We start from the raw sequence: 2,852 nt of genomic DNA, 5'->3' as shown, positions 1-2,852 counted from the left end.
GTCGTTAGGGGGGGCCAAGCTGGAATTAGTGGTGGCCGATCATCAAATGAAACCGGAAGTCGGTATCGCTCAAGCGGAACGGCTGATCAAGCAGGAAAAAGTGGCGGCAATCCTTGGCGGCTATATGAGTTCGGTAATCTATACCAGTTCGCAGGTTGCTGAAAAATATAATATTCCCTATATTGTGGAAGGCGGTACCGCAAATAATATCTGTGAGAGAGGGTTTAAATATGTCTTTCGGGCCATACCCAATTCAAGCCGTTATGCGATTGATACTATGGAGGCCATTAAGGACCTCAGCAAAGGAGGAGGGAAGGAGGTCAAAAGAGTCGGTCTTCTATATGAAATGACCCTTTATGGAAAATCGGCTGCTGAAGAAATTAAAAAACTCGCTCCCAAAATGGGGCTTGAAGTCGTGGCCGATTTGCCCTACCCCCCCAATACCACCGATTTTACCCTGAGTATCGGAAAACTCAAGGCGGCCAATCCGGACGTGGTTGTCGTTTATCCTTATGTTACCGACGCCATCATGATTGTCAAGACGATAAAAGAAATGAATTTCGATAAACCGGTTCACGGATCCGGCGGATTTCTCGATCCTTCCTTTATTCAGGGCTTAGGCAAAATGGCCGAGTATACTTACCACTCTGCCTATATGTCCAAACACATGAAATTGCCGGGTGCCGTGCGGTTCTATGAAAATATGATGAAGAAGTTTGGAAAGATGGCCACCAGTGATGCGGCGTATAGTTATACGGCTATGTATATCTTACGGGAAGGACTTGAAAAAGCCGGCAGCCTGGAAGGGAAAAAGATCAGGGAGGCCCTTGCCGGTTTGGACATTCCCCGTGCCCCATGGGCAGTTTGTTCGATCAGCGGAGTTAAATTCGACGAAAAAGGGGAAAATGTATATGCCCGATTAGCCACTTCGCAATTTCTAAACGGGGACTGGAGAGTGGTCTGGTGGCCGGAAGTGGCGGCCGCCAAGGCGGTCTGGTCGGTCCCGAAATGGGCTGATCGAAGGTAATCGGGTATTGTAAAAATTCAGTTCCATACGAAAGGGGCAGTAAGATCCATGAGTGCAAAAGTCATAAAAAAAGGAGCATTTGAAAAGCAAGTGGTGGTCATTACCGGAGGGGCACGAGGAATAGGCCGGGCGACCGCTTTGGAATTCAGCAGACAGGGAGCTTTCGTTACGGTTGTCGATGTTTTAGAAAAAGAAATGGGAGAAGTCTGTGGATCGATAAAAAAAATGGGGAGGAAAGCATTGGCTCTCAAGGCGGATGTTTCCGATAACGAACAAGTTCAAGAAGTCGTCCAAAAAACTTTTGAGCATTTCGGGAGTATCGACATTCTGGTTAATAATGCCGGTATCGTCGGGCCTATCGGACCGATAATTAATTTGGACGAAAAAGACTGGGATGCTGTTTTTCAAATCAATCTGAAAGGCGCCTTCCTGGTCAGTAAGAGCATCGCCCCCATCATGATAAAAAATAAAAAAGGCAATATCGTCAATGTCGCCTCCATTGCCGGAAAGGAGGGAAGTGAAAGATTAGGGGCCTATTCCGCTTCGAAAGCCGGGTTGATTGGGTTCTCGAGAGTTTTAGCCAAAGAGCTTGTTTCGGACGGAATTCGGGTAAATTGTATCGCCCCGGCTTTGGTATCTACGGAGATTCTTTCCCCCCTTCCCCAAAAATTCCTCGATAAATCTCTTTTAAGGATACCGATGAAAAGGATGGGGCATCCGGAGGAAGTGGCCGATTTGATATTGTTTTTGGCTTCGGATAAATCTTCATACATAACCGGTCAATGCTATAACATTACTGGCGGCAGAGGCGATTATTGAGAACAGGGCCTCTTATCCCCTTATGTGGAATGAGGGGCCCTGAATTAGGAAAAAGGAGCTTGTTTCCATGATATTTTCATTTTCACTAATTTTTCAATCGATTATCGGCGGATTATTGATGGGCGGGGTGCTTTCTCTGGTGGCCATCGGTTTAAGTCTCATTTTCGGAGTCATGAATATCATTAATTTTGCCCACGGGGCGCTCATGATGGTGGGGATGTATATTTCTTTTTTCGCCTTTCAATTCTTAGGCTTTGATCCATTTTTATCGATTGTTTTCAGTCTTCCCATCATGTTCCTTCTCGGTGCCATCATCCAAAAAATCCTGATCGGTCCTGTTCTGAATGCGGCCCATATCAATCAACTCCTCCTGACCCTCGGGCTCATGTTGTTCATTGAGAATATGGCCGCCCAGATATTCGGGCTTACGGATCGATCCATTCTGACCGGTTACAGCACATCCACCATTTCTTTGTGGGGGGCTTCGATCAGTACTATTCGTCTTATGGCTTCTGTTTTGGCCCTGGCGATTAACTCTGTTCTTTATCTGTTCCTAAAAAAGACTATAACGGGCAGGGCGATCCGGGCGGCCTCCGAGGAAAAATATGCCGCGCAACTGGTAGGGATCAATGTCAACAGAATTAATGTAATCGCTTTTGGCATCGGATCCGCCTGCGCAGGGGCGGCAGGTTCCATTGTTTTGTCTTTTTACCCCGTATCCCCCCATGTGGGGCATATCTTTCTTATCGCGGCCTTTGTCGTCATTATGTTGGGCGGGGGAAGCAATTTAATGGGGGTCTTTTGGGCCGCCCTGATTATTGGTTTGGCGGAATCCCTGGGACAAGTTTTACTGATGCTCCCGGCATCCTCGGCCCAGGTGGTTTCCTTTGGCATTCTGATTATTATTTTATTCTTCAAGCCCGCAGGGCTTTTCGGAGTGGTGAAACAATGAGAAAAGCTTATCCCCTATTGGTATTGTTCCTCTTGCTGTTTTTTGCGGTGGTGC

The 2,852-nt window shown here is 47.0% G+C and carries 3 protein-coding genes; all 3 read left to right on the top strand.

The window, feature by feature from the left end:
- A partial coding sequence (locus HY879_19345) for an ABC transporter substrate-binding protein (GenBank protein ID MBI5605491.1) occupies positions 1–1,027 on the top strand: 1,027 nt, incomplete at its 5' end.
- A gap of 48 nt (positions 1,028–1,075) precedes the next feature.
- Positions 1,076–1,846, top strand: a complete 771-nt coding sequence (locus tag HY879_19340; GenBank protein ID MBI5605490.1) for an SDR family oxidoreductase — start codon at positions 1,076–1,078, stop codon at positions 1,844–1,846.
- A 67-nt stretch (positions 1,847–1,913) separates the two neighbouring features.
- A complete protein-coding gene (locus HY879_19335; protein ID MBI5605489.1) occupies positions 1,914–2,798 on the top strand; it encodes a branched-chain amino acid ABC transporter permease in 885 nt (294 codons plus the stop codon).
- The last annotated feature ends 54 nt before the right edge of the window (positions 2,799–2,852 follow it).

The organism is Deltaproteobacteria bacterium (assembly GCA_016219225.1).
In the GTDB taxonomy this organism is placed as follows: domain Bacteria; phylum Desulfobacterota; class RBG-13-43-22; order RBG-13-43-22; family RBG-13-43-22; genus RBG-13-43-22.
Note: the sequence above shows the minus strand (reverse complement) of the source record. Positions and strands in the feature narration are given on the sequence as shown.